The 2955-nt window shown below is 64.7% G+C and carries 2 protein-coding genes; both read left to right on the top strand.

Annotation, left to right across the window (positions count from 1 at the left end):
• Positions 1 to 806, top strand: an 806-nt coding sequence (locus tag EOA28_RS31110; protein WP_148670963.1) for an EAL domain-containing protein, incomplete at its 5' end; no start/stop codon positions are given.
• 203 nt (positions 807 to 1009) lie between these two features.
• A partial coding sequence (locus tag EOA28_RS31105; protein ID WP_128315630.1) for an elongation factor G occupies positions 1010 to 2955 on the top strand: 1946 nt, incomplete at its 3' end.

Raw genomic sequence — 2955 nt, 5'->3', positions numbered from 1 at the left:
TCTTCGACGAGGAGATGCTGTCGGACAAACGCTATCGCCGGCTGGTGGAACGCGAGCTGCGCGCCGCGATCTATCTCGGCGAGCTGGAACTGCACTATCAGCCGATCGTCGATCCCGACGGCTCGGTCGACGCGCTGGAGGGATTGATCCGCTGGCGCCATCCCGTGCGCGGCTTGATCTCGCCGGCGGAATTCATCCCGATCGCCGAGCGCTCGACGCTGATCGACATGATCGGCGAATGGGTCTTCAAACGCGCCTGCGCCGATATCGGGCATTTTCCCGGACGGCGCATCTCGATCAACGTCTCCGGCGAGCAGCTGAAGCGCGACGAGATCGTGACGATGTGCGACAGGATCCTGGGCGAGACCGGCCGGTCCGCCTCGCAATTCATCATCGAAATCACCGAGACGGTGGCGACGGCCGCGACGCCCGAGGTGCTGAGGCGCCTGGAGGCGCTGCGCGGCCTCGGCTTCCACATCGCGCTCGACGACTTCGGCACTGGACATTGCGGCTTCAACTATCTGAAGTCGCTGCCCATCGACAGCGTCAAGATCGACCGCTCCTATATCCGCAGCCTCGCCCATGACCAGGTGGCGCAGATCTTCGTCTCGGCGCTTGCCCAGATCGCCCGCATCCAGGAAATCGCAATCGTTGCGGAAGGCGTCGAGACCGAGCAGGAATTCACCCTCGCCCGAACAGCCGGCTGCAGCCGCTTCCAGGGCTATTTCTTCGGCAAGCCGGCGCCACGCGACAAGGCAAGCGCCTTGTGTGTCGCCGGCCGCGAGCCGCTCGCCCTCACGGCCTGACAAACCCAAGCCGGCGAAAATCCTATTTTTCTTGCCCTCCCGGCGAACCCGTGTGACGATGGCCTTGGGAAGGGGTGGATAAACCCCGCCCGCGACGGCCGAACAGGCCGGCCGCCGCTCTGCACAGGGTGCGATCGGACGCAAAAACCGGTTTCCACTTTTGCTGATCGCTCTCTTGGGAAACGCCTGAGTGGAGGTCAGCCATGGGTACTCGCGCCGGAGGACGACGCACGGGACCGAAATGCATCGCCATAGTCGGTCCCTTTGCAAGCGGTAAGACGACACTTCTCGAAGCAATCCTCGCCCGCACGGGCGCCATTCCCCGCCAGTCACCCGTTTCATCGGGCAACACCGTCTCCGATCATTCGCCCGAAGCCCGCGCCCACGCCATGAGCGTCGAGGCCACCTTCGCCACCACCGATTTCATGGGCGAGCAGATCACCTTCGTCGATTGCCCCGGCTCCATCGAATTCGCCTTCGAGGCCGAACCCGTGCTTGCCGCTTGCGACCTTGCGGTCGTCGTCGCCGAGGCCGACGAGAAGAAGATCCCGGCACTGCAGCTGATCATGCGCAAGCTCGACGATCTCGCCATTCCGCGCATCCTGTTCCTGAACAAGGTCGACAAGGCGATTGCGGGCGTGCGCGAGACGCTGAAGATGCTGCAGCCGGCAAGTTCGGTTCCGCTGCTCTTACGCCAGATTCCGGTGCGCAAGGACGGCATCGTCATCGGCTCGATCGATCTGGCGCTGGAACGCGCCTACATCTATCGCGAATACGCCGAAAGCCAGGTCGCCGAGATCCCGAATGACGACAAGGCGCGCGAATTGGAAGCGCGTTTCTCCATGCTGGAGACATTAGCCGATCACGACGATCACCTGATGGAGCAATTGCTGGAGGAGATCGAGCCGCCGAAGGACGCGATCTTCGACGACCTCTCGGCCGATCTGCGCGCCGGCGCGGTAACGCCGGTGCTGATCGGCACGGCCGAGAAAGGCAATGGCGTGCTGCGCCTGTTGAAGGCCATTCGCCACGACGCGCCGGACATCGAGGCGACGAGGAAGCGCCTCGGCGCGCCGGAAAGCCAGACGGTGGTGCAGGTGATGAAGACCATCCACACCGCGCATGGCGGCAAGCTTTCGGTGTCGCGCGTGCTTTCAGGCCAGTTGGCCGACGCGGCCGAGCTTTTCCTTTCCAACGGCGACACGACGAAGGTCTCCGGCATCTACAGGATGCTCGGCAAGGACCAGATCAAGCAGACATCCGCCAAGGCGGGCGACACCGTCGCGCTCGGCAAGCTCGACAACGTCAAGACCGGCCAGACGCTGAGTTCGGCCAAGGGCGGTATCCGGCCACTGGTCACGCTCGAGCCGCCACAGCCCGTCTTCGCCTTCGCGCTTCGCCCCAAGGAGCGCAAGGACGAAGTCAAGATGTCGGCGGCGATCCAGCGGCTGGCCGAGGAGGACCCTTCGCTCAGCCTGCGTCACAATCAGGATTCGGCCGAGACCGTGCTGTCGGGCCACGGCGAGATGCATCTGCGCGTGGTGCGCGAGCGCCTTGAGGGCAAGAACCAGATTCCGATCGAGGGCCATGCCCCGGCGGTGCCCTACCGCGAGACGATCCGCAAATCGGCGCAGCAGCGCGGCCGCCACAAGAAGCAGTCCGGCGGCCACGGCCAGTTCGGCGACGTGGTGATCGAGATCAAGCCGCTGCCGCGCGGCTCCGGCTTCCAGTTCTCCGACACCATCACCGGCGGCGTGGTGCCGAAGACTTACATCCAGTCGGTCGAGACCGGCATTCGCGACTATCTGAAGACCGGCCCGCTCGGCTTCCCGGTCGTCGACGTCGCCGTCAACCTGTCGGACGGCTCCTACCATGCGGTCGACTCTTCGGACATGGCCTTCCAGATGGCGGCCAAGCTCGCGATGAAGGAAGGCATGGCCGCCTGCTCGCCGGTCCTGCTGGAGCCGGTGATGAAGGTCGAGATCGTCACGCCTTCCGACGCGACGTCGAAGATCATCGCCCTGATCCCGCAGCGGCGCGGCCAAATTCTCGGCTATGACGCGCGGCCCGACTGGCCGGGCTGGGACGTCGTCGAGGCGACTATGCCGCAGGCCGAAATCGGTGACCTGATCATCGAGCTGCGCTCGGC

It is taken from the genome of Mesorhizobium sp. M2A.F.Ca.ET.067.02.1.1 (assembly GCF_004023285.1).
In the GTDB taxonomy this organism is placed as follows: Bacteria; Pseudomonadota; Alphaproteobacteria; order Rhizobiales; family Rhizobiaceae; genus Mesorhizobium.
Note: the sequence above shows the minus strand (reverse complement) of the source record. Positions and strands in the feature narration are given on the sequence as shown.